Raw genomic sequence first — 19,327 nt, 5'->3', positions numbered from 1 at the left:
AGTGAACCAGAATTGGGGGCCCATGTCCAAGCGTTTTCCCGGCAGGCGACTGTCGGTTCTCCGTCTCACCGGCGTGTTCGTGGTCGTCGCCGGACTGCTTTTCTCCGGTTTCCAGGGTTGGCGCTGGTTCCAGGACACCACCACCCAGCGCCCGGCGGCGTGGATGGCCGGATACGTCGACGTCACGGCGACCCCGAGTTACGCGTTCGAGAATCCGGCCGGCTCGTCCGGCGCACACGTGGTCCTGTCGTTCGTGGTGGCCTCGTCCGAGGACGCCTGCACGCCGTCGTGGGGCACGTACTACTCGCTTGACGAAGCGGATGTCGCCCTCGACCTCGACCGCCGCGTGGCCCGTCGCGTGCAGCAGGGCGGCGACGTCATCGTCTCGTTCGGCGGCCTGCTCAACAACGAGCTGGCCACCGGCTGCACCGACGCCGCCGACCTTCGCCGGGGCTACGAGTCGGTGATCGACCGGTACAAGCTCAACACCATCGACCTCGACATCGAGGGCGACAACCTCGCCGACACCGCGGCCGGTGAGCGGCGCGCGCTGGCGATCGCCGCCATCCAGGAGCAGCGCTCGACGACGGAGGCGCCGCTGGCAGTCTGGCTCACCCTGCCCGTCCTGCCCACCGGGCTGTCGGAGGTCGGCACAACGGCCGTCGCCCAGATGCTCGCCGCCGGGGTGGACCTGGCCGGCGTCAACGTGATGACCATGGACTATGGAGCCAGCCGGGACGGCCTGAGCATGGTGGAAGCCACCGAGGGAGCCCTGAGCGGCACGCACCGTCAGCTGAAGACCCTCTACGGCCGCCAGGGCATCGAACTGGGCACCAAGGAACTCTGGAACAAGGTCGGCATGACCCCGATGATCGGCCAGAACGATGTGGCCGGTGAGATCCTCACCCTGGAGGACGCCCGCGCGCTCAACACCTTCGCGCTCGAGAGCGGGGTGGGCCGGATGTCGATGTGGTCGCTCAACCGCGACCAGACCTGTGGGTCGAACTACCCCGACGTCACCCGGGTCTCCGACTCCTGCAGCGGCGTCTCCCAGGGCGACCTGAAGTTCGCCGACCTGCTCGGGGACTCGTTCACGGGAACGCCGGAGGCATCCGCTGGCGTGCTGACCACGGCGGGACCGACGGCGTCGGCCGCGGACCTGGTGGACGACCCGGACGCGAGCCCCTACCCGGTGTGGTCGGAACTGGTGGCCTATGCGCAGGACACCAAGGTGGTCTGGCACCGCGAGGTGTATGTCGCGAAGTACTGGACCCAGGGCGATCTGCCGGACAACCCGGTGCTGCAGTCAACGGAGACTCCGTGGACGCTGATCGGCCCGGTCCTGCCCGGTGAGACGCCGGTCCCGTTGGCCACGCTGCCCCCCGGCAGCTACCCGGAGTGGGACGGGGCCTCGGTGTTCACCGCCGGCGACCGGGTGATGTTCGATTCGCTGACCTTCGAGGCCAAGTGGTGGACCACCGGCGACAGCCCGCAGGCCGCGGCCGTCGACGCGGATGTCTCACCGTGGCGCCAGCTCAGTGCCGAGGAGATCGGTGCGCTGCTGAACCCGCCGGCGACCCGGTAACCCGGGCGCCGGCGGGCGGCAGCCGGTCAGACGAGCTCGTCGACGGTTACGGCAGGATGACGAGCTTGCCGCGTGCTCCGGACTCGAAGTCGTCGAAGGCCTCTGCGACGTCTTCGAGGGCGTAGCTGCCCTGCACGGTCACCGAGGTGCGGCCGGCGGCCAGGCTCTCGGCCAGGCTGGCCAGCACCTCGGCGGTGGGATCGGCGAGGATCGGGACCACGGTGACGGTGTCGGTGGTGAGCTGGTCGGGCGAACCGATCAGGGTCGACACCAGACGGCCACCGGCGCGCACAGCGGGCAGCACGGTCGCCGCATCCCCGGCGAAGTGCAGCACGACGTCGACGCCGTCGGGGTGGGCGGCGAGCACGGCCGCGCTGAGGTTCTGGGTGTGGTCGACGACCTCGCTCGCGCCGAGGAGGCGCACCTGGGCGATGCCCAGAGCGGTGCGCGCGGTGGCGATCACGGTGGCGCCGGCTGCGGCGGCCAGCTGCACGGCCTGGTTGCCGACACCGCCGGTGGCGCCCACCACCAGAACGGTGCTGCCGGGGGTGAGCTGGGCGGCATCCACGGCGGCCTGGGCTGCCGTGCCGGCCAGGCCCAGGGCGGCGCCACGGGCGAAGTCCACCTGATCCGGCAGTTTCGCCAGACCCGTCGCGGTGGGCACGACCACGAACTCGCCGAACGAGCCGTCGCCCAGGTGGGCCTTGGTGACGACGCCGAAGACCCGGTCGCCCACGGCGTAGGCCGTGACGCCGTCGCCGAGGGCATCCACGATGCCCGCGAAGTCCTTGCCCAGCACCACCGGGAACCGGTGCTCCATCAGGCCATTGAGATAGCCGGCGGCCACGGCCAGGTCGAACCCGTTGACGGATGCCGCGTGAACGCGAACCCGCACCTCTCCTGCGGACGGCTGAGGGGTGTCGATCTCGCTCAGTTCGAGGGCGGAGCCGAACTCGGGCAGGGTGATGACGCGCATGGGGACCTCCTGGGTCAGAGGCGACCCGTGTGGAGCGCCGTTCTGCTTATGCTCCCACGCCCGCCGCATCCGCCACCATGGCCCATGGTCCCATGACGCCGCGCCGCGCCGAGCCCGCCCCACCCCGGTGCGGTGAGGATTAGGCTGGGCGGATGACTGATCAGGTGACTGCATCCGGAATCGATACCGACGAACTCGACCCGGGCGTGCGCCCGCAGGACGATCTCTTCCGCCATGTGAACGGCAAGTGGATCGCCCGCACCGAGATCCCGAACGACAAGGCGCGCTGGGGGTCGTTCTATCTGCTGGCCGAAGAGGCCGAGAAGGCGGTGCAGGAGATCATCCTCGAGGCGCAGACCGCCGCCGAGGGCACCGAGGAGCGCAAGTTCGGCGACATGTACGCCAGCTTCATGGACGAGGAGCGCATCGAGCAGCTCGGCGCCACCCCGCTGGCCGCGGACCTGGCCACCGTGGACGGCATCAGCAGCGTGCCGGTGTTCCTGGCCACTCTCGGCCGCCTCGAGCGGGCCGGCGTCGCCGGAACCTTCCAGCTCTACGTCGACAACGACCCGGGCAACCCCGAGCGCTACCTGGTCTTCGTCGAACAGGCCGGCCTCGGCCTGCCGGACGAGTCCTATTACCGCGACGAGAAATTCGCCGATGTGCGCACCGCCTACCTCGCCTTCGTCGAACGGATGCTGACCCTCGCCGGCGTCGACGACGCGCCGGTGCGCGCCGCGCGCATCTTCGCCCTGGAAACCGAGCTCGCCAGCCACCACTGGGACAACGTGCGCACCCGCGACAGCGAGAAGACCTACAACCTCAAGACCTGGGACCAGCTGTCCGCGCTCGCCGCCGGCGCCGACCTCGACCTGTGGCTGGAGGGCCTGGACGCCCCGGCCGTGGCGTTCGCTGAGGTCGTCGTGCGCCAGCCGAGCTTCGTGGTCGGCCTGGCCGAGATGCTCACCGAAGACCGGCTCGACGCCTGGCGGGACTGGCTGCGCTGGCAGGTCATCCGTTCGAGCGCGTCGTACCTGTCGAGCGACTTCGTGGAAGCGAACTTCGACTTCTACGGTCGCACCCTCACCGGCACCCCGCAGATGCGCGCCCGCTGGAAGCGCGGCGTCTCGCTCGTGGAGGGCTCGCTCGGCGAGGCCGTCGGCCGCATCTACGTCGACCGGCACTTCTCGCCGGACGCCAAGACCAGCATGGACGTGCTCGTCGAGTACCTGGTCGAGGCCTACCGGGCCAGCATCACCGGCCTGGACTGGATGACGGAGGAGACCCGCGCACGCGCGCTGGAGAAGCTGGACAAGTTCACCCCCAAGATCGGGTTCCCGGTCAAGTGGCGCGACTACTCCAGCCTGGCCATCGATCCCGGCGACCTGATCAAGAACGTGCGCGCCACCGGCGAGTTCGAGTTCCACCGGGAACTGGGCAAGATCGGCAACCCGTTGGACCGCGACGAGTGGTTCATGACCCCGCAGACCATCAACGCCTATTACAACCCGGGCTTCAACGAGATCGTCTTCCCCGCCGCCATCCTGCAGGTGCCGTTCTTCGACGTCAACCGGGACGCCGCCGCCAACTACGGCGCGATCGGCGCCGTGATCGGCCACGAGATCGGCCACGGCTTCGACGACCAGGGCTCCAAGTACGACGGCGACGGCCGGCTCACCGACTGGTGGACCGAGGCCGACCGGGCCGCCTTCGAGGAGCGCACCGCGTCGCTCATCGAGCAGTACGACGCGCTCGCCCCGGCCCAGGTGCCCGACCACCACGTCAACGGTGCGCTCACCATCGGTGAGAACATCGGTGACCTCGGCGGCCTCTCCATCGCCTGGAAGGCCTACCTGCTCTCCCTCGAGGGCGCCGAGCCGCCCGTGATCGACGGCCTCACCGGAGCCCAGCGGTTCTTCCTCTCCTGGGCGCAGGCCTGGCAGATGAAGCTGCGCGACGAGGAGGCCATCCGCCTGCTCGCCATCGACCCGCACTCGCCCAACGAGTTCCGCTGCAACCAGATCGTGCGCAACATCGACGAGTACTACACGGCGTTCGGCGTGACCGAAACGGATGCTGCGTGGCTTGCTCCTGAGAAGCGCGTCACGATCTGGTAGTGGCCCGGCCATGCCTCGCGGCCCGTGGGTTAGGGTGTTCGCGGGGGCTCAACAGCACCGATAGTCAGAGGACACCGAGAGCAGTGGTCGCGCCAGCACAGGAATCCGAACGCCGGTCACGGCACGCTGTCGAGCGTGCCGGGAAACACCGGCAGTCCGCTGTGCCGTCCAGCTTCGAACGCGGCTTCCAGTCCCTCGGCGAGCTCGCCATGGGGGGTGCCCAGGTGTCCGCGCGGGCGACCGACCTGGCCACCGGGCGGGTGCTGTTCTCGGTCGACGACCACGTCGTGATGCCCACCGCCGGCATCGGCACGGTGCTGCTGCTCATCGAGGTGGCATCACGGCTGCGCGACGCCGACTTCGGCGCGTACACGATCCTCGACCGCACACCGCGGGACTCGGTGGACGGCTCCGGACTCTGGCAGCACCTGCAGGCTCCGTCGCTGCCGGTGGCCGACCTGGCCGCGCTGGTGGGCGCCACCAACGACAACCTGGCCACCAATGTGCTGCTGCGCGCGGTGGGCCTGGAGGCGGTGCGCCGCCGCACCGAGGAACTCGGCCTGGCCGGCACCGGCCTGCTCGACCTCGTGCGCGACAGCCGAGGCCCCGACGACGCCCCCAACCTCTCGGTCGGCAGCGCCCGCGAGCTCACCTGGCTGTTCACGGCGTTGGCGCGCGGTGAGATCCTCGATGACGACGGCAGCGAACGGGTGCTCGGCTGGTTGTCGCTGAACTCCGACCTGTCGATGGTGGCCAGCGCGTTCGGGTTCTCGCCGCACGCACACCGGGAGCCCTCGCACGGGGTGCTGCTGGTGAACAAGACCGGCTGTGACAAGGGGGTGCGCAGCGAGGTGGGCGTGCTGCGCGGCCCGCGTGCCGGCGTCGCCTACGCCGTGTCGATCTTCTTCGACGACCACAACCTCTCCTCACGTCTCTCGGTGCTCGACGGCATGCGCTCGGTCGGTCTCGACCTCCTCGAATACGTGCACTAGCGCCCCTCCGCGAACTGTGACTTAAGCCCCGAAAAACCCGAAAATATGGGGCTTTTCTCACGGCTCGCGGATGGTTCGGGTCTAACGGGCGCGCTCGTTACGGCCCGCAGACTCGGCGGCGTCACGGATGCGGGCCGCCCGGGTCTCTGGGCGTTTGGCGAGGACGATCCACTCCAGGATGGCGCGGCGCGGGGAGCGTGGGAACGCGTCCCAGTTCGCCCGGGCGCCGGCGATCGCGGCCAGGGCCTCGGCCAGGTCGGGCGGCACGATCAGGTCCTCCACCTCGTCCAGGCGGGTCCAGGAACCGTCCATTTCGGCCGCGCGAACCGCGGCCTCCCCGGCCGGGAGCATCAATCCCTCCGCGCGCAATCGCTCGATCCGTTGCTTGTTCGGTCGTGACCACGAGCTGCCGCGTCGGCGCGGGCCGAAGTAGAGCATGGTGCGCGACTCGTCGAGCCGGGCCCCCTTGCTGTCCACCCAGCCCACGGCGAGGGCCTCGAGCACCGCGTCCTCATAGGCGAGCACAGGCATCCCGGCGCCCTGACGCCAGGTGACCAGCCAGGCACCCGTCTTCACGGTGTGGTTCTCCGCCAGCCACAGGCGCCAGGCCGCCCGATCTGCGGGGTGCACCCGCTCGGCGTCTCCGCTCACCACCTGACGCCGGGTTCGTAGCTCCCGAAGCTCCACTCCAGCCCGCCTTGATCCAGGACCCGGGCCCGCCGTGAGCCCCAGTCGGTGTCCTCGGGCCCGATGACGGAGGTCCCGCCCGCGGCGATGGCCCGGCCGAAGAAGGCGTCCACGTCGTCGACCAGGAGATAGAGCCCGCGCCCGGTGGAACGCCCGAGGAGCGGGGCTGTGACGTAGTCCTCGTCGAAGGACGACACCATCACCACCACCTCGCCGAGACGGAGCTCGGAGTGGATCACCTGGTTCCCCTCGCCATCCTGCCGGCGCACCACCGTGAAGCCCAGGTCCCTCAGCCACGTCAGCGCCGCCGGCGCATCCGCATAGCTGAGATAGGCGAAGAGTTTCGCATCCATGCAGGCACGATAGTCCGCAATTCGTCCGGCCGAGGCACGCTCGCGAGTAGTCTCGTCGCATGAGCGACCAGACCACCGCGCTGAGCGTGGAGCGCAACGGCATCAACTCGATCGATCAGAGCGAGCACAAGGGGCATCCGCGGGATCTGTTCTGGCCGTGGTTCGCGGCCAACGTGTCGGTGCTCGGGGTCAGTTACGGGTCGTTCCTGCTCGGCTTCGGCATCTCGCTGTGGCAGGCCACCCTGGTGGGACTGACCGGCATCGTGGTGTCGTTCCTGTTCTGCGGCTTCATAGCCCTGGCCGGCAAACGCGGACACGCCCCCACCATGACGCTCAGTCGGGCGGCCTTCGGGGTCACCGGCAATCGAGTTCCCTCGGCCATCTCCTGGCTGCTCACCGTGGGCTGGGAAACCGTGCTCGCGTCGCTGGCGGTCCTGGCCACTGCCACGGTGTTCCGGGAGCTCGGCTGGGAGGGCGGCGACCTGACCAAGGTCGTCGCGCTGATCGTGGTGGCCGCGCTGATCGTGGCCGGGGGCATCATCGGCTTCGACTTCATCATGAAGCTGCAGATGTGGATCACCATCGTCACCGGTGTGCTCACCGTGGTCTACATCGTGCTCACTTTCGGGCAGATCGACGGTGCCACCCTGGCGGCGATCCCGGCAGGCGGGGCGCCCCAGGTGATCGGCGCACTGGTGTTCATGATGACCGGCTTCGGCCTGGGCTGGGTGAACGCGGCCGCCGACTACTCCCGGTACCTGCCCCGCACGGCGTCGAGCGCCGGCGTGGTCGGCTGGACCACCTTCGGCGCCTCGCTCGCGCCGATCATCCTGCTCGTATTCGGCCTGCTGTTGGCCGGCTCGTCGCCCGAGCTCAGCGCGGCCATAGCCCTGGATCCGATCGGCGCGCTCACCACCATCCTGCCGGTCTGGTTCCTCATCCCGTTCGCGCTCACCGCGGTTCTCGGCCTGGTCGGCGGTGCCGTGCTGGACATCTACTCCTCCGGCCTGGCCCTGCTCAGCACGGGCCTGCGGGTACCCAGGTTTGTGGCCGCCGGCATCGACGGGGTTCTCATGGTGCTCGGTGCGATCTATGTGGTGTTCTTCGCGGCAGACTTCCTCGGCCCGTTCCAGGGCTTCCTGATCACCCTCGGCGTACCGGTGGCCGCCTGGTGCGGCATCTTCATGGCCGACGTGCTGATGCGCCGCACCGGCTACTCGGCGAAGGACCTCTTCGACCCCGCCGGACGGTACGGCAACGTGCGGGTCCTCGCGATCGTGCTCATCGCGCTGGGCTCCGTGATCGGCTGGGGCATGGTCACCAACGGCTTCGCCGAGTGGCTGGCCTGGCAGGGCTACCTGCTCGAACCCTTCGGGCTGGGCGGCAAGGAGGGCGACTGGGCCTTCGCCAACCTCGGCGTGCTCGTGGCCCTGGTGATCGGTTTCGGCGGCACCTGGCTCTTCGGCCGTGGCACCGTGCGTCGCCAGGAGGCATTGCCGCTGGCCGACGGTGACCACTTGACCGACGAGCTGGATGCGGCGGCCCGGGCATGACCACCGGCTCCTGGCTGGTGCTGGTCGACCTGCAGCGCATCTTCGGTGAGCCCACGAGCCAATGGTTCACCCCGCGGTTCGACGACGCGGCGGCGGGCGCCGTACGGCTGCGCGAACTCTTCCCCGGTCGCACCGCGCTCACCCGGTTCCTGGCGCCGGAGATCCCGGCGGGCGCCTGGGTGGAGTACTACCAGCAGTGGCCGTTCGCCCTGGATCCCGCCAACGCCGACCTCTACGACCTGGTGCCGGCCCTGCCGCCCGGTGACGCCGTGCTGATCGATCGGCCCACCTTCGGCAAGTGGGATGCTGCCACCAGGGTCGCCCTCGGCGGCGCCAGCGACATCATCCTCGCCGGGGTCTCCACCGACTGCTGCGTGCTGTCAACGGCCCTGGCCGCGGCCGACGACGGCGTGCGGGTGCGGGTGGTGGCGGATGCCTGCGCCGGGCTCAGCGACGCCGACCACCGGCGCGCTCTCGACGTGATGGCGTTGTACGGACCGCTGATCGAGATCACCACCGTCGAGGAGATCCTCACCGAACGAGGGCTCGGCCGGTGACACCGGCCCCGGGCCGCCGACCGGCCGGCCAGCCGGACCGCGCACTCGGCGCGCTCACCGGTCTGGCCATCGGCGACGCCCTGGGCATGCCCAGCCAGATGATGTCGCGCCCCGAGGTGCTGCGCCGGTTCGGCGTGGACGGCGTCACCGGGTTCGAGCCCGCGGCCGACGACCATCCGCTGGCCGCCGGGATGCCGGCCGGGTCGGTCACCGACGACACCGAACAGGCCCTGCTGCTGGCCTGGACCCTGGTGGCAGGGTCTGGTCATCTGGATACCGCCGACTACGCCAGGTCGCTGCTGGATTGGGAGCGGGCGATGCGGGCCAAGGGATCGCTGGACCTGCTGGGCCCGTCCACCCGGGGCGCTCTGGCCCGCATTCTGGCGGGGGAGTCCACCGCCGAGTCCGGCCGGTTCGGCGTGACCAACGGCGCCGCGATGCGGGTGGCTCCGGTGGGCGTCATGATGCCCGCCGACGACCTGCCGGCCCTGGTGGACCGGGTGGTGGAGAGCGCGCTCGCCACCCACAACACCGGGGTGGCCATAGCCGGCGCCGCCGCGGTCGCCGCTGCCGTGAGCGCCGCGATCGACGGCGCCACCGTGGCCGAGGCGACCGAGCTGGCCATCGAGACGGCCCGGCTCGGCGCCACACGCGGCTTCTGGGTGGCCGCAGCGCAGGTGGCCCCGCGCATCCGCTGGGCGGTAGGCCTGATGGATGCCCGCCGGCCGGTGGAGTCGCTCGACCTGGTCTACGAACTGGTCGGCACCAGCCTGGCCAGCCAGGAGTCTGTACCGGCGGCCTTCGCCGTGCTGGCCCTGTTCCCGGATGACCCCTGGCGCGCCTGCCTGGCCGCCGCGTCCCTCGGCGGCGACAGCGATACCATCGCCGCGATGGCCGGCGCGATCGGCGGTGCCGTGCACGGGGTCTCCGGGTTCCCGGCTGAGGCGGTCGGCACGGTTCGCCGGGTGAACGACCTGGACCTGGCGCCGGTCACCGCGGCGCTGCTGGCGCTGCGCCCGCCGGGTCGGTGACCGCGGCGGCGGCCGGCCCGGGGTACCCGGCGTGCGGCCCGATCCACCGGCTGGTGAGCTTCGGCACCGTGCTGATCGACCTCGTCTGCGTCGTTCCCGCCCTGCCGGAGCCAGGCGGCGACGTGTTCGGCTCGAGCGGCTCTCTCGTGGCCGGCGGCGGTTTCACCGCGATGGCGGTCGCCCGGCGCGAGGGTCTTCGCACCCTGCACGCCGGCACCACCGGCACCGGCCCATTCGGCGACCTGGCCAGGGCCGCGCTCGCCACCGCCGGCATCGAGACGGTCCTGGCCCCGGTTCCCGGCCTCGACACCGGCGTCTGTGTCGTGATGGTGGATGCGACCGGTGAACGGACCTTCGTGACGATGCCGGGCGCGGAAGGCCGGTTCGAGCAGGCGTGGCGTGCCCAGGTTCCGTTGCGGCCGACCGACGCGGTACTCATGTCCGGTTATGGCCTTCTGCACGCGGTGACTCGGCGCACCATCCTGGCCGTGCTCGCCGGGCTGCCGCACGAGGCCACCCTCGTCGTCGACCCGGGCCCACTGGGCCACGAACTGGATCCCGCCAACCTTTCGGGCCTCTTCGCCCGGGCCGACTGGTGGAGCTGCAACGGGCGGGAAGCGACCCTGCTGACCGGCCTGGCCGATCCCCGACTGGCGTCCGTGGCGCTCGCCGAGCGCCTGGCGTCCGCCGGTGCGGCTGCGGATGCGCCGCGCCGTGGGCCGGCTCACGCGGTCGTGCGCATCGGCGCGGAGGGCTGCATCCTCGCCGTGCAGGGCCGTCCGCCGGTCCATGTCGGCGCGGCGCCGGCATCCGTCACCTCGACGAACGGGGCCGGCGACGCCCACACGGGCAGCCTCATCGCGGCCCTGGCCGCCGGGCGGGGGCCAGTCGCCGCCGTGCGGCAGGCGAACGGCGCTGCCCTGGACCACCTCCTCCGGCGCGAATCGTGACAGCGCCCTGGTGCCCCGTTTCTCCCCGTGAATTCGCCGGGCGGAGCGTGATGGAAAGTGGGAGCCTCCCGTCCTATGGTTGAAAACACCAGAGGGCGCGTGTCGTGATCGAGCGCGCTCTTCGCGAAGGAGGCTCATCATCGGCAAGCTCATCTACGACGGCATCGAGGTCGAGTTCGAGGACCGTGCCCTCGTGCACCTGCAGGTCGTCATCGGATCGAAGCTGCGCCGCGGCGAGAGCTTTTTCCTGTCCTGGAACGACTCGCCCGCCATCGGCGACGGCCGGTCGAGCGTGTGGCTGCACGCCAGCATCCCGCTGTACTTCAAGTACTACGGCGGTAAGACGCCCACGCTCAACCGGGCCTGGATCGACGTGCTCACCACATCTGCCAACAGCGGCCAGGGGTTGCTCTTGACGGCCGAACCCGGGCCGCAGCGGAGCTGACCGGCGGCCGGGATCAGCGCGGGGCCAGATCCAGCGGGTCGTCGTCGAGGAACGGCGCGTCGTTCTGGATCTCCTCCGGGGGCAGGGCGTAGGCCTGGCCGCCGACGGGCGGAAGCTCCGGCACGGGAAACCGGGTGCCCTCTTCCTCCTCGGACAGGCCGTCCACGTCGATGACCGCGAGTTGGGTGGCGCCGCTGAGAACCAGCGTGTGCGCCTGCACGGTGCCGTTGGGCTCCAGCACCGGAACCTCCACCGCGACAGCGGAGGCCACCGCTGCGACATGCGTGACGTAGTGCACCAGCGACTGGGCAACGGCTGTCCCGGTGATCATCGGTTCGCCGTTGTAGGTGATTCGCTTCATCCGTCGACCCTACGCCGGCTGGCCGGTTGGGGCCTCTGGTTCGGTCGTGAAGCCGACAGCCTTGTGGCTGCCGTCGCAGAACGGTTTGAGGGTCGAGATGCCGCAGCGGCACAGGGCCACGGTCTTGCGGCGGGAGGGGATGACCTCGCCGGCGGGGGCGAGGATCTCAAACCTGCCGCGGACCAGCAGCGGGCCGTTCGGGCACGCGGTGATGCTCACGGTCGCATCCCCGCCTGACGTGCCGGCCTGCTCCGTCATGACAGTGCCCCTGCCGGCTCGAGTGCCACTGTAGGCTCGAGCGTGCCGCCGCGCAGGGCGGATTCACCCGCCGTCCACGCCGTCAACAGAGCCGCTCCGGCGAGGGAGTCCACGAAGAGGCACGCGGATGCGCCGAAGACGACGTCTTCCACCAGGCCCGGTTCGTCTTCGGTGAGCCCGCCGGCCAGGTCGCGCGCGGCAATCTGCTCGTGCACGGCGTCCGCTTCGACGTGTTCGTCGAAGTAGAAGGTGACGCTCTGGTCGTAGCCGAGCCTCCGGAAGCCGTTGCCGTATTGCCGGTTGGGCAGCGACGAGGTCATCTCGAACGCTGCGAGATGCCCGGCGATGGCGCCGCGCAGGCGGCGCTGGGTGCCGAACATGGTCATCATGTTGCTGGAGGCGAGAACTATCGCCGGAACCATGTCGACGTAGCCGCCGGGGGTGTCGTCGAGGCCGAGTCCCCGCATCGTGCGGGCGAACAGCTCGGAGTGCATGTGCGCGAGCCGGCCGCCGCCGTATTCGTCGGCCTGGATCTCGACGAGTGCGGCCTTGGCCCGGCCGCGCAGGCGCGGGATCGCCCAGCTGTGCGGGTCGGCCTCTTTCAGTTGGTAGACCGAGCGGTGGATGAGGAACTCGCGCGCCTGTTCGTCGGTGGCCTTCTTGGCCAGGTAGCGGGAGACGCTCGGCCCGGTGTCGGCGCCGGTCAACTCGAACAGGGCGGCGGCGACCGTGTCGACACCGGGTGCGGGCAGGGGCGGCATCGGCACCCTGTCGCGCAGGGCCTGCTCGAAGCGAGATTCGATGGCGGCGCAGAGCGCGAGCACGTCGGCATTCCACTCCCAGGCGTCGTCGACGCCGGTGAGGCCGCCGTAACGCAACTCGTAGGCTGCGTAGAGGGCCGATTGCAGATCCTCGTCGAGCAGGATGTCGTCGGTGTCGCGGATGGCCCTGGCAGCGGTGTCCCGCAGGATCCTGATCAGGTCAGGTTCGGCGGCGGGTTCCGGGTTGGTGAGCAGTGCGCCCAACGCCGAACTCACCGGCCCGCGGTCGCCTGGCAGTTTCATGCGCGACCCCGCACCCGAAGGTGGTGGCCGCGGGCGCTCTGGCTGCGGTGTTCGCGGAGGTGCATGGTGATCCCTTCAGGCCATATCGGTCCGGGCGCGCTTGCGCGCCCGAAACCCGATCCTCGTCGGGTCCAGGCCTGAGCACAATGACAGCGGCGGATCCGGCCAATTCAGGGGATTTCGTGACGAATCCGGGGTTCTTCCGTCTTTAACGCGCGAGGCCGATTCGACGACTGCGACCGAGGGGGGTAGCCGGCGGCGGTGATTCGGGCTAACATTCCGCTCCCGTCACAGGGTTGCGTCGTAGGCGTGTTTGAGCCAGGCGGCCACCTCGGAGTCGACCTGGCTGGCCGCAGTGAGCGGAATCAGCACAGGGAAGTCCGCCCCGAGCTTTGTGGTCGGCCGCAACCGGGTGCTGGGTGCCGCCACCGGCATGGCGATACGCAGTCCCAGGTCTACCCGGTGCCTGGTGGTCGGCTGCACCACTGCGAAGGTGCGCTGCGGCCCGGACAGCGCCACGTGCGTGGTGCGGGTCTGGATGCTCACCTCGTCGAGGTCCCCGGCGTACAGCAGCACGGCATCCAGGATCGGCCGCAGCGACGGCCGGTCGGCGTATTGGGCGTCGATCAGCTCGTCGGCGGCTCGCACCGTGGAGTCCGGGTAGCCGAACGTCTCGTGCACGAGCAGCGCGCGCGGGTAGCCGCTGACCCCCTCGGTGCCGAGCCACTCGCGCAGTGCCGCCTCGGTGGGCGGGTCGAGATCCCGGATGCGAGCGAGCCAGTGCTCCAGACCGCTCCCGGTGGCATTCTGCAGCTGGCCGATCTCCCAGAGCCGGATGTGGTCCCAGGGGAGCGGCACGTGGTCGGTCATGCAGGCAGGGTACGCCCGCTCCCGCCCTCCCGCGAGCCGCCCGCGAACTGTGAGCTAAGCCCCGAAAACTCGCGTTTTGAGGGGCTTTTCTCACGGTTCGCGGGCTGGGGTCAGATCACGCCGAGGGCGAGCATCGCATCGGCGACCCGGGTGAAGCCGGCGATGTTCGCCCCGGCGACGTAGCTTCCCGGAGTGCCGTACTCGTCGGCGGTCTCCAGGCACCGGTCGTGGATGCCCTGCATGATCTCGGCGAGACGATCCTGGGTGTGATCGAAGGTCCACGAGTCCCGCGACGCGTTCTGCTGCATTTCCAGCGCACTGGTGGCCACACCACCCGCATTGACCGCCTTCGCGGGAGCGAACATCACGTCGGCCTCCGCCAGCAACCGGGCCGCGTTCGGGGTGGTCGGCATGTTCGCGCCCTCGGCGACGATCGCGCAGCCGTTGCGGATCAGGGCCGCGGCGCCGTCGGCGTCGAGTTCGTTCTGGGTTGCGCACGGCAACGCGATGTCGCACGGAACATCCCAGATCGAGCCGTCGGTGACGTGCGTGGCGCCTTGGCGCAGTGCCGCGTACTCGGAGATCCGTCCCCGCCGTTCATCCTTGACCTCTTTGAGCAGGGCGAGGTCGATGCCGCCCGGGTCGACGACGTAGCCGCCGGAGTCCGAGCAGGCGACCACGGTGCCGCCGAGCTGGTGGACCTTCTCGATCGCGTAGATTGCCACGTTGCCCGAGCCGGACACGACCACGCGTTTGCCGCCGAAATCGGCACCGGATGCCTTGAGCATTTCGTCGACGAAGAAGACGGTGCCGTATCCGGTCGCTTCCGTGCGCACCTGGGATCCACCCCAGCTCAATCCCTTGCCGGTCATCGTGCCGGACTCGTAGCGGTTGGTGATGCGCTTGTACTGGCCGAACATGTAGCCGATCTCGCGCCCGCCGACGCCGATGTCACCGGCAGGGACATCGGTGTACTCGCCCAGGTGCCGGTACAGCTCGGTCATGAACGACTGGCAGAAGCGCATCACTTCGGCGTCGGACCGGCCCTTCGGGTCAAAGTCTGACCCGCCTTTTCCGCCGCCGATGGGGAGCCCGGTGAGGGAGTTCTTGAAGATCTGCTCGAAGCCGAGGAACTTCACGATCCCCAGGTTGACGCTGGGGTGGAACCGCAGTCCGCCCTTGTACGGTCCGAGGGCGGAATTGAATTCCACCCTGAACCCGCGGTTCACCTCGATCTTGCCCGAATCGGTCACCCACGGCACCCGGAAGATGATCTGTCGTTCGGGTTCGCACAGGCGCCGGATCACGGCCGAGTCCGCATACTGCGGGTGCTTTGTCACCACCGGTCCGAGACTCTCCAGAACCTCGCGCACCGCCTGGTGGAACTCGGCTTCGCCCGGGTTCCGGTCGAGGACCTCCTCGAAAATTGGAACCAGCTGCTTGTCGAGCACCGACATGGATCTCCTTCACGCTATGGAAAGCCGAAGGGCAGCTCAGATGCTGCGTGGTGGGGTTCGGCCTTTCCACCGTATCGGCTTCACCCGGGCGGGGCAGTCGAGGAGCCCGCCGCCCGGGCCGCCCGGGGCTCAGTCGATCAGGCCGGCGGCGTGCAGCCGGCGCAGCACCTCGACGCCGGCCGGTGGGCAGCGGTGCTGGTCGGCCGAGGTGGCCCAGTGCAGGGCGCTTACCTCGGCGCTCGCGGTGGGCTCTTCGGCGGTCTCGGCGCCGAAGACGGCCATCCGCACGAGCCGACCCTCGGGTTCGCCGTGGGCCTGGATCAGCACCGTGAACAGCGGTTCGAGGGCGGTGGGGTCCAGGCGGAGCGTCACCTCTTCCCAGGCCTCGCGAGCTGCGGCATCCGCCTCGCTCTCGCCGTAGTCGATCTTGCCGCCGGGCATGAACCACACGTCGCGGCCACGGGCGGTGACCATGAGCACCCGACGGTCGCGAATGAGGGCGACGGCCCCGACCAGGATGTCGGCGTCGGTCACGGCGCGGCGCTCACGCGCGGGCGAAGGCCGACGCGGCCCGCACCTGCTCGTTCGTCGGCCGCAGACCGGTGTAGCGCTCGAACTGTTCGGCGGCCTGGAGGGCGATCACCTCGGCGCCGGTGATCACGGTTTTGCCGGCCGCGCGGGCCGCGAGGATCAGGGGCGTCTCGGCGGGCAGGGCCACGACGTCGAAGACGGTGTCTGCAGCAGCGATGGCCGCGGCGGTGAACGCCGACTCGGTGGCCTGCGCGCCGCCGGCCATGCCGATCGGGGTGACGTTCACCAGCAGCGGTGCGGTGGCCTCGCCCGGTTCGGCCAGCCAGGCGTAGCCGAGCTCGTCGGCCAGGGCCCGGCCGCGCGTCTCGTTACGGGCCACGATGGTGCCGGCGGCGAAACCGGAGTCGCGCAGGGCCGCGGCCACGGCCTTGGCCATGCCGCCGGAGCCGCGCAGCAGGAACGGGGTGGCCGGGTCGAGGTTGTTGCTCTTGAGCAGGTCGGCCGCGGCGATGTAGTCGGTGTTGTACGCACGCAGGTAACCGTCGTCGTTCACGATCGTGTTCACCGACTGGATGGCCGTGGCCGAGGCGTCGAGTTCGTCGACGAGGGCGATGACATCCTCCTTGAACGGCATCGACACCGAGCAGCCCCGAATGCCCAGCGCCCGCACGCCGGCGATCGCGCCGGCCAGGTCGGTGGAGGTGAACGCCTTGTAGACGAAGTCCAAGCCGAACTGTTCGTAGAGGTAGTTGTGGAACCGGGTGCCGAAGTTGCTGGGCCGGGCGGCCAGCGAGATACAGAGGCGGGTGTCCTTGTTCAGCGGGGGCTTGGTCGGTGTCGCACGCGGGGGGATCGTTGAGTCAGTCATCGTCTCCAATGCTACGGCCCGCCCGGGTTCACACCCGGGCGGGCCGTCAGTCACAGATCGTCGGAAGGCGTCAGCCGCGTCAGCAGCACCGGCCCTGCGGGTTGGTGTCCTGCCGGTCGGTCTGGTCCCGCCAGAACTCCCGTTCGGTCAGCACGGGCACCTGGGCATCGGTGCCGTGCACCGACTCGTGGTGCGCCAAGTACTTCTCGTAGGCATCCTCACCCATGACCCCCTTGACGTACCAGGCGAGCCCGGCCACGGCCGAGCGCACCGCGGTGGCCACGCCCATCAGCGCCCGGCCATCAGTGCTCGCGAGTCTTGCGCTTACCGGTGCTCGGTCGGGCGTCCCACAGGGCCTGGGTGGCCTTCTCTGCCGGGGTGGCCATGATGCCGGACGGCGCGAAGATCCGCGACGGCACGGCCAGGTCCTCGTTGGTGGCATTCGAGTGGGTCTTCCACGCATTCCAGGTGGCCTGCAGCGCGGTGAAGATCACGATGACGGCGAGCGTGACGAAGACGATCGACAGGATGCCCTGCACCATGGTGTTGCGCACAACGGCCTCCATCGCCGCGACCGAGGTGGCCGTGCCGAAGCTCGTCTCCCCGTCGGCCAGCGCCTTGGAGAACGCGGCGTTCTGCGCGAAGTAGCCCACCGACGGCACGGTCGAGAAGATCTTCATGATCGAGGCCGTGATGGTCACGACGGCCGCGAAGCCGAGCGGCACCGCCACGATCCAGATGTACTTGAACATGCCGCGCTTGGCCACAATGGCCATGCACACGGCCAGAGCGATCGCGGCGAGCAGCTGGTTGGCGATGCCGAACAGCGGGAACAGGGTGTTGATGCCGCCGAGCGGGTCGGTGACGCCCATCACGAGCACAGCACCCCAGGCCGCCACCATGATGCCGGTGGTGAGCCAGGCGCCCGTGCGCCAGGAGGTGTCCTTGAACTTCGGGAAGAAGTTGCCCAGGCTGTCCTGCAGCATGAACCGGGCCACGCGGGTGCCGGCATCCACTGCGGTGAGGATGAACAGGGCCTCGAACATGATCGCGAAGTGGTACCAGAACGCCATCATGCCGCTGCCGCCTGCGACCTGCTGCATGATGTTGGCCAGGCCCACCGACAGGGTCGGCGCGCCGCCGGTGCGCGAGACGATGGTCTCCTCGCCCACGTTGAGCGCGGTCTGGGCGAGAAGCTCCGGGGTGACACTCACGCCGGTCAGGCCCAGGCCGTTCACGAACGCGGCTGCGCCCTGCACGGTGCCGCCCGTGAGGGCGGGGGACGCGTTCATGGCGTAGTAGATGCCCTGGTCGATCGAGAGCGCGGCTACGAGTGCCATGATCGCCACGAACGACTCCATCAGCATGCCGCCGTAGCCGATGAATCGGGTCTGGCGTTCCTTCTCGATCAGCTTGGGCGTGGTGCCGGAGGCGATCAGCGCGTGGAAGCCGGAGAGGGCGCCGCAGGCGATGGTGACGAAGAGGAACGGGAAGAGCGTGCCGCTGACGACGGGGCCGGCACCACTGGTGGCGAACTCGGTGACGGCGGGGACGGTGATCTCGGGCCGCACGACGATGATCGCCACGGCGAGCATGCCGATGGTGCCGATCTTCATGAAGGTAGAGAGGTAGTCGCGGGGGGCCAGCAGCAGCCAGACCGGCAGGATCGCGGCGATGAAGCCGTAGACGATGATTCCGATGGCCAACGGCACCTTGTCGACGGTGAAGAGCGCAGCGCCCCACTCGGTGCCGGCGATGGCGCCGCCGCCGACGATCGCGGCGATGAGCAGCACGAAGCCGATGATCGAGATCTCGGTGACCTTGCCCGGTCGGAAGAACCGCAGGTAGCAGCCCATGAACAGGGCGATCGGGATGGTCATGCCGACCGAGAAGACGCCCCAGGCGCTTTCGGCGAGGGCGTTCGTCACGACGAGGGCGAGGATGGCCACGATGATGACCATGATCGTGAGCGTGGCGATCAGGGCGGCGGTGCCGCCGACCCGGCCGAGCTCGTCGCGGGCCATCTGGCCCAGCGAGCGGCCGCCGCGACGCATCGAGAAGAACAGCACCAGGTAGTCCTGCACGGCGCCGGCGAAGACCACGCCGACGATGATCCAGATCGTGCCGGGCAGGTAGCCCATCTGGGCGGCGAGTACCGGGCCCACCAGGGGGCCGGCGCCGGCGATGGCGGCGAAGTGGTGGCCGAAGAGCACCCGGCGGTCGGTCGCGGCGTAGTCCTTGCCGTCGGCCTTGTACTCGGCGGGTGTGGCCCGACGGTCATCCGGGCGCAGCAGGTGCTTCTGGATGTAGTTGGAGTAGAACCGGTAGCCGATCAGGTAGGTGCAGATCGCGGCGAAGACGAACCAGATGGCGTTCACGGTCTCGCCGCGCACCACGGCCAGCATCACCCAGCTCAGTCCGCCGAGCAGAGCGATGGCCACCCAGATCGCGATCTTCACCGGAGTCCAGTGGGCTTCTTCAGCCTCGTGGATTGTCGGGTCCAAGGCCACCGGCGGCAGCGCGGGGTCCTGGGTGAGGTCTGGTTCGTCGATCGCGTCGTGCGGAATCTTGGACGTAGCGTCCATATTCTCCCCTTTGAGATGCAGAGAAACTCACAGCTGATTGCCGGGTAACTTACGCAACGCTAACAGCCGAGAACTCCTCAGGAGGGG

20 protein-coding genes are annotated in these 19,327 nt (G+C 69.6%); 8 read left to right on the top strand and 12 right to left on the bottom strand.

Going from position 1 to position 19,327, the window contains the following annotated elements; translation table 11 throughout:
* Positions 1 to 22: 22 nt before the first annotated feature.
* A complete protein-coding gene (locus E3T61_RS21625; protein ID WP_134642881.1) occupies positions 23 to 1,585 on the top strand; it encodes a glycosyl hydrolase family 18 in 1,563 nt (520 codons plus the stop codon).
* A 46-nt stretch (positions 1,586 to 1,631) separates the two neighbouring features.
* Here the strand turns inward: E3T61_RS21625 and E3T61_RS21620 are convergent, their stop codons facing one another.
* Positions 1,632 to 2,561, bottom strand: a complete 930-nt coding sequence (locus tag E3T61_RS21620; protein WP_134642880.1) for an NADP-dependent oxidoreductase — start codon at positions 2,559 to 2,561, stop codon at positions 1,632 to 1,634.
* Positions 2,562 to 2,713: 152 nt separating this feature from the next.
* Between E3T61_RS21620 and E3T61_RS21615 the strand changes: the two genes are divergently transcribed.
* Together E3T61_RS21615 and E3T61_RS21610 are read left to right on the top strand one after the other, a co-directional pair.
* The gene (locus tag E3T61_RS21615) at positions 2,714 to 4,678 is read left to right on the top strand and encodes a M13 family metallopeptidase (RefSeq protein ID WP_134642879.1); all 1,965 of its coding nucleotides are present in this window, start codon (positions 2,714 to 2,716) and stop codon (positions 4,676 to 4,678) included.
* 83 nt (positions 4,679 to 4,761) lie between these two features.
* Positions 4,762 to 5,670, top strand: a complete 909-nt coding sequence (locus E3T61_RS21610; RefSeq protein ID WP_134642878.1) for a serine hydrolase — start codon at positions 4,762 to 4,764, stop codon at positions 5,668 to 5,670.
* An 81-nt stretch (positions 5,671 to 5,751) separates the two neighbouring features.
* On the opposite strand, the gene E3T61_RS21605 is transcribed toward E3T61_RS21610, so the two are convergent.
* Positions 5,752 to 6,324, bottom strand: a complete 573-nt coding sequence (locus E3T61_RS21605) for a YdeI/OmpD-associated family protein (protein ID WP_198418753.1) — start codon at positions 6,322 to 6,324, stop codon at positions 5,752 to 5,754.
* Positions 6,318 to 6,710: a VOC family protein gene (locus E3T61_RS21600; RefSeq protein ID WP_134642877.1), complete on the bottom strand. Its 393-nt coding sequence runs from the start codon at positions 6,708 to 6,710 to the stop codon at positions 6,318 to 6,320. The genes E3T61_RS21605 and E3T61_RS21600 overlap by 7 nt, the downstream gene beginning before the upstream one ends.
* Before the next feature lie 59 nt (positions 6,711 to 6,769).
* Here E3T61_RS21600 and E3T61_RS21595 point away from each other — a divergent pair, with 59 nt between their 5' ends.
* The 5 genes from E3T61_RS21595 (at position 6,770) to E3T61_RS21575 (ending at position 11,246) form a co-directional block, all read left to right on the top strand.
* Entirely contained in the window at positions 6,770 to 8,263 is a 1,494-nt protein-coding gene (locus E3T61_RS21595) for a purine-cytosine permease family protein (RefSeq protein ID WP_134642876.1), read from the top strand.
* A complete protein-coding gene (locus E3T61_RS21590; RefSeq protein ID WP_134642875.1) occupies positions 8,260 to 8,820 on the top strand; it encodes a cysteine hydrolase family protein in 561 nt (186 codons plus the stop codon). The genes E3T61_RS21595 and E3T61_RS21590 overlap by 4 nt, the downstream gene beginning before the upstream one ends.
* Positions 8,817 to 9,851, top strand: coding sequence for an ADP-ribosylglycohydrolase family protein (locus tag E3T61_RS21585; protein WP_241992747.1), 1,035 nt, complete (start codon positions 8,817 to 8,819; stop codon positions 9,849 to 9,851). The genes E3T61_RS21590 and E3T61_RS21585 overlap by 4 nt, the downstream gene beginning before the upstream one ends.
* A gap of 53 nt (positions 9,852 to 9,904) precedes the next feature.
* Positions 9,905 to 10,801 carry a PfkB family carbohydrate kinase gene (locus E3T61_RS21580; RefSeq protein WP_166793359.1) on the top strand — a complete coding sequence of 299 codons (897 nt, stop codon included), beginning with the start codon at positions 9,905 to 9,907 and terminating at the stop codon, positions 10,799 to 10,801.
* A 79-nt stretch (positions 10,802 to 10,880) separates the two neighbouring features.
* A complete protein-coding gene (locus E3T61_RS21575) occupies positions 10,881 to 11,246 on the top strand; it encodes a DUF7882 family protein (protein ID WP_420898514.1) in 366 nt (121 codons plus the stop codon).
* Positions 11,247 to 11,259: 13 nt separating this feature from the next.
* Here E3T61_RS21575 and E3T61_RS21570 read toward each other — a convergent pair whose 3' ends face one another.
* The 9 genes from E3T61_RS21570 to E3T61_RS21530 form a co-directional block, all read right to left on the bottom strand.
* On the bottom strand, positions 11,260 to 11,607 hold the full coding sequence (locus E3T61_RS21570) for a hypothetical protein (RefSeq protein ID WP_134642873.1): 348 nt from the start codon (positions 11,605 to 11,607) through the stop codon (positions 11,260 to 11,262).
* A 9-nt stretch (positions 11,608 to 11,616) separates the two neighbouring features.
* Complete coding sequence (locus E3T61_RS21565) at positions 11,617 to 11,865, bottom strand: CDGSH iron-sulfur domain-containing protein (protein WP_134642872.1); 249 nt, start codon at positions 11,863 to 11,865, stop codon at positions 11,617 to 11,619.
* Positions 11,862 to 12,929, bottom strand: a complete 1,068-nt coding sequence (locus tag E3T61_RS21560) for an iron-containing redox enzyme family protein (RefSeq protein ID WP_174777060.1) — start codon at positions 12,927 to 12,929, stop codon at positions 11,862 to 11,864. Before E3T61_RS21560 ends, E3T61_RS21565 begins: the two co-directional genes overlap by 4 nt.
* A 288-nt stretch (positions 12,930 to 13,217) precedes the next feature.
* On the bottom strand, positions 13,218 to 13,799 hold the full coding sequence (locus E3T61_RS21555; protein ID WP_134642871.1) for a DUF5655 domain-containing protein: 582 nt from the start codon (positions 13,797 to 13,799) through the stop codon (positions 13,218 to 13,220).
* A 110-nt stretch (positions 13,800 to 13,909) separates the two neighbouring features.
* A complete protein-coding gene (gdhA, locus tag E3T61_RS21550; protein ID WP_134642870.1) occupies positions 13,910 to 15,256 on the bottom strand; it encodes an NADP-specific glutamate dehydrogenase in 1,347 nt (448 codons plus the stop codon).
* 129 nt (positions 15,257 to 15,385) lie between these two features.
* Positions 15,386 to 15,790, bottom strand: coding sequence for an NUDIX hydrolase (locus E3T61_RS21545; protein ID WP_134642869.1), 405 nt, complete (start codon positions 15,788 to 15,790; stop codon positions 15,386 to 15,388).
* Between the two features lie 10 nt (positions 15,791 to 15,800).
* Entirely contained in the window at positions 15,801 to 16,655 is an 855-nt protein-coding gene (locus E3T61_RS21540) for a shikimate 5-dehydrogenase (protein WP_134642868.1), read from the bottom strand.
* A gap of 79 nt (positions 16,656 to 16,734) precedes the next feature.
* Positions 16,735 to 16,944 (bottom strand): YbdD/YjiX family protein, encoded by a 210-nt coding sequence (locus E3T61_RS21535; protein ID WP_134642867.1) that lies wholly within the window; start codon positions 16,942 to 16,944, stop codon positions 16,735 to 16,737.
* A 13-nt stretch (positions 16,945 to 16,957) separates the two neighbouring features.
* A complete protein-coding gene (locus tag E3T61_RS21530) occupies positions 16,958 to 19,240 on the bottom strand; it encodes a carbon starvation CstA family protein (protein WP_134642866.1) in 2,283 nt (760 codons plus the stop codon).
* Positions 19,241 to 19,327: the final 87 nt, after the last annotated feature.

This window comes from Cryobacterium lactosi (assembly GCF_004403945.1).
Classification (GTDB): domain Bacteria; phylum Actinomycetota; class Actinomycetes; order Actinomycetales; family Microbacteriaceae; genus Cryobacterium; species Cryobacterium lactosi.
Note: the sequence above shows the minus strand (reverse complement) of the source record. Positions and strands in the feature narration are given on the sequence as shown.